Origin of the sequence: Mycobacterium sp. UM_Kg1 (assembly GCF_000972925.1) — a bacterium.
Lineage (GTDB): Bacteria > Actinomycetota > Actinomycetes > Mycobacteriales > Mycobacteriaceae > Mycobacterium > Mycobacterium hiberniae.
Genome location: NZ_JRMK01000234.1, coordinates 1 through 3,833 on the forward strand (window position 1 = coordinate 1; position 3,833 = coordinate 3,833).

General features: G+C 72.1%; 5 protein-coding genes. 3 read left to right on the plus strand and 2 right to left on the minus strand.

Translation table 11 applies throughout. From position 1 onward, the window contains the following. A partial coding sequence (locus LI92_RS20255; protein ID WP_046322061.1) for an aminotransferase class I/II-fold pyridoxal phosphate-dependent enzyme occupies positions 1–494 on the plus strand: 494 nt, incomplete at its 5' end. Here LI92_RS20255 and LI92_RS20260 read toward each other — a convergent pair. After that, complete coding sequence (locus LI92_RS20260; RefSeq protein ID WP_082109828.1) at positions 491–1,195, minus strand: HNH endonuclease family protein; 705 nt, start codon at positions 1,193–1,195, stop codon at positions 491–493. The two genes, LI92_RS20255 and LI92_RS20260, sit on opposite strands and share 4 nt — an antisense overlap. Positions 1,196–1,288: 93 nt before the next feature. Between LI92_RS20260 and LI92_RS20265 the strand changes: the two genes are divergently transcribed. Beyond that, complete coding sequence (locus LI92_RS20265; protein WP_046322062.1) at positions 1,289–2,191, plus strand: pseudouridine-5'-phosphate glycosidase; 903 nt, start codon at positions 1,289–1,291, stop codon at positions 2,189–2,191. 3 nt (positions 2,192–2,194) lie between these two features. Here the strand turns inward: LI92_RS20265 and LI92_RS20270 are convergent, their stop codons facing one another. Further along, positions 2,195–2,899 carry a helix-turn-helix transcriptional regulator gene (locus LI92_RS20270; RefSeq protein ID WP_046322063.1) on the minus strand — a complete coding sequence of 235 codons (705 nt, stop codon included), beginning with the start codon at positions 2,897–2,899 and terminating at the stop codon, positions 2,195–2,197. A gap of 128 nt (positions 2,900–3,027) precedes the next feature. Here LI92_RS20270 and LI92_RS20275 point away from each other — a divergent pair. Then, positions 3,028–3,833: AMP-binding protein (locus LI92_RS20275; protein ID WP_046322064.1), on the plus strand; the 806-nt coding region annotated here is incomplete at its 3' end.

Here is a 3,833-nt window from a genome sequence, read left to right on the forward strand (position 1 = left end):
GGTCGGTGCTGCACCCGGCGGTCTGCGACGGCGACCACCGCGGCCTGCTGGCGGTGCATTCGCTGTCCAAGACCTCCTCGCTGGCGGGGTACCGGGCCGGATTCGTCGCCGGGGACGCCGCGGTGGTGGCCGAATTGCTGGCGGTGCGCAAACACGCCGGGATGATGGTGCCCAGCCCGATCCAGGCGGCCATGGTCGCTGCGCTCGATGACGACGAACACGAACACGAGCAGCGCGAGCGCTATGCGCGCCGCCGTGCGATCCTGCTGCCGGCGATCCAGGCGGCCGGGTTCACCGTCGAGTTGTCCCAGGGCGGACTGTACTTGTGGGCCCCCCGCGGCGAGCCCTGCCGCAACAGCGTCGAGTGGCTCGCACAGCGCGGCATTCTGGTGGCGCCCGGCGAGTTCTACGGGCCGGCCGGCGCGCAGCACGTGCGGGTGGCGCTGACCGCCACCGACGAGCGGATCGCCGCCGCGGCGGCACGGCTGAGTTAGCCGGTCCCGCCGGCGCAGTCGGTGGTGAGGATCCGCTCGATGGCATCATGTTCGGCCTGGGTGACCCACAGGCCGTAGCCGGACTTGACCGCGACGATCCGTGAGACGTACACGCACCGGTAGGACCTGTTGGGCGGCAACCAGGTCGCCGCGTCGCCATCGCCCTTCTGTTCGTTGACCGGCCCACTGGTGGCCTGCAGGTTCAGCGGATCATTGGCGAAGTTGCGCCGGGTGACCTCGTCCCACTGCTGGGCCCCCTTCTGCCAGGCGTCCGACAGGGCCACGACGTGGTCGATCTGCACTTCCCGGGAGGTCTGCGTGCCCCGCTGGAAGGCGACCACCGCACCGCTGTAGGGATCGGTCAAAACGCCCGCGAGCACCACACACCCGTTGGTGCCCGGCTTGATCTCGGTGTCGGTCAGATCCCGGCGCAGAATGTCGTTGCGGGTATCGCAACCGTTGTGGCCCAAGGGAACCGTCACGTCGTCGCTCCAGGCCGGCCCGAACTGTGCGCGGTGATAACCGGTCTTGGGAGCCCGCCCCTTGATCGGCAGGGCCGCGAGCAGGGTCAGCGCGCCAGGACCGTCCGCGGTGTCGGCGACCGGCTCGGCCCAGACCGCGGCCGGCCCGAGGAGCAGCACCACCCCCGCGGCCGCCAGCGCAGCCGCCCACGCCGGCCGCCGGTGTTGCCGATCGCCCACGCCACCTCCCTGGCTCTGCCGGTTGGCGGGCAGGCTACCAGCGCGCGCCGACAGGCTCGGGCGCCGAACCCCGGCGCGCAATAGGGTGGGGCAGTGCTCATCGATCCCGAAGTCGCCGAGGCGCTGGCCGCCGGGCGCGCGGTCGTGGCGCTGGAGAGCACCATCATCACCCACGGACTGCCGCGCCCGGACAACCTGCGCATCGCCCGCGAGATCGAGAACGCGGTGCGGTCCGGCGGGGCGGTGCCGGCAACCATTGCGATGGTGGGCGGGCGGCCCCACATCGGTCTCGACGACGAAACGCTGCACCGCGTCGCCACATCCGGTACCGCGGTCAAGGTCAGCGTCCGCGAGCTGGCCATGCTTGCCGCCGCGGGCGGCGACGGGGCGACCACGGTCGCCGCGACCGCCCATCTGGCGGCCGCGGCCGGCATCACCGTGTTCGCCACCGGCGGCCTGGGCGGCGTGCATCGCGGGGCGCGGGAGAACTGGGACGAATCGGCGGACCTGACGGCGCTGTCACGCACCCCGGTGCTGGTGGTGTGCTCGGGGGTGAAGTCGATACTGGACATCGGCGCCACCCTGGAGCGGCTGGAGACGCTGGGTGTGGGCGTGATCGGCTACCGGACCGACCGGTTTCCGGCCTTCTACCTGGCCGACTCCGGCCACCGGATCGACTGGCAGGTGGGCGATCCCGAGCAGGTGGCCGCTGTGCTGCACGCCCGCAGCCGGCTGGGCACCGAAGGCTACGGCCTGGTGCTGGCGAACCCGATCGCCCGCGAGGCCGAACTCGACCGCGCGCTACACGATCGGGTGCTGGCGCAGGGCCTGGCCGCCGCCGAGGCGAAGGGCGTGCGCGGCAAAGACGTCACGCCGTTTCTGCTCGAGCATTTTCACCAGGCAACTCAGGGCGCATCGGTGGACGCCAATGTCGCTCTGGTACTGGCCAATGCGCGCCTGGCGGGGCAGGTGGCCGTCGCCTACGCGGGCCGCTGAGCCTCAGCTGCTCCGCACCCTGGCGATACACATCTCGGGCTCGACGAACGGCTCCAACTGCGCGCTGCCGCCGGGAGCTCCCTCGGCGTTGAGCAACCCCCGCAGCAGGCCCAGGTGCATGGCGCAGCTGACCTCGGGGTGCGACTGGGCCAAGTCGCGAACCGGGCATCCGGAAAGCAGGATCGTGCGCTGGCCCGGGTCGCCGCCGGCGCCCGGCGCCGCGAGTTCGGCACCGAAGCCCATGCGCGCAAAGACTCCGGTGATCCGCTCGGCGCAGTCGCCGATGCCCGTTACCGGACCCGACCCGTTCGATGTGGGGTCGGGCGAGTCCAGAATGCGGTCCGCCCAGCGCCGGCCCGCCCGCTCGGCGCGTACCCGGCGCTCCTCAACGGTCTCGCCCAGCTCCATCGCCAGGATCTCGGCGAGGCTGCGGTAGTCCAGCCGGTCCCGCACCGCCACGTAACCGGTGCGGGGGCGCCCGACGCCGTCCCGTTTGATCCGGGTCCGTGCGACCGCCCCGTCTTCGCACAAGGCGTCGAGGTGGAACCGAACGGTGGTGACGTGCAGATGCATCCGCTCGGCGAGCTCAGCGGCGTCGACTGCGCCGCTGGCCTCGCCCACCAACCGCAGCACTCGTTCGCGCTGCTGGTTCCGGGGTAACCGCTGACTGCGATGGGTTCCGCGCCGCTGGCCGGACTCGTCGTGCATGAAGTCCCTCTCGTTGAGGAGTCGTCCACGAATTGCAGGAGCTTATTCGTTGATACCACCTGCGGCGGTCGGCCGCTTTTCGGTCGGTCGGCCGGGCCCGCGACGAGGACGGGGGTAACGTCCCCCGAATGCTGCTGACCTCGCTCGCCGACGACGGCTCGAACGCCTCGGACATCGCCGATGCGGTGCGTATCGACAACACCCTACTGAGCCGCGCGGAGCTCAGCGGCGCGGGCGCCGCGGTGGCCGCAGACCTTGCCGGGGCCTCGCGGGTCGCGGTGTCGGCCACCCCGACGGCGCAGACGGTACTGGCGGTCACCGGATGCCTGCTCGCCGGTGTGCAGGTGGTGCCGGTTCCCGCCGACGTCGGCGCGGCCGAGCGCCGGCACATGCTGCGCGATTCGGGGGCGCAGGCCTGGCTGGGGGAGCGGCCGGAGGACCTCGCCGGTCTGCCGCACTTTCCGGCCCGTGCCGGATCGCCGCAGCGGCCGGTCGAACCACCCGAGGACGACACCGCGCTGATCATTTACACCTCCGGCACCACGGGCCCGCCCAAAGGCGTCCAGTTGAGCCGGCGCGCGCTCGCGGCGGACCTCGACGCGCTGGCGCAGGCGTGGCAGTGGAGCCCCGATGACGTCCTGGTGCACGGCCTGCCGATGTATCACGTGCACGGACTGGTGCTGGGCCTGCTGGGCTCCCTGCGGGTGGGCAACCGCTTCGTGCACACCGGCAAACCGTCGCCGCAGGCCTACGCCGCCGCGGGCGGCACGCTGTATTTCGGGGTGCCCACCGTCTGGTCGCGGGTGGTGGCCGACGCCGGCGTCGCTGCGGCGCTGCGGCCGGCCCGGCTGCTGGTCTCGGGCAGTGCGGCGCTGCCGGTCCCGGTGTTCGACGCACTGGTCGCCCGGACCGGCCACTGTCTCTTATACACATC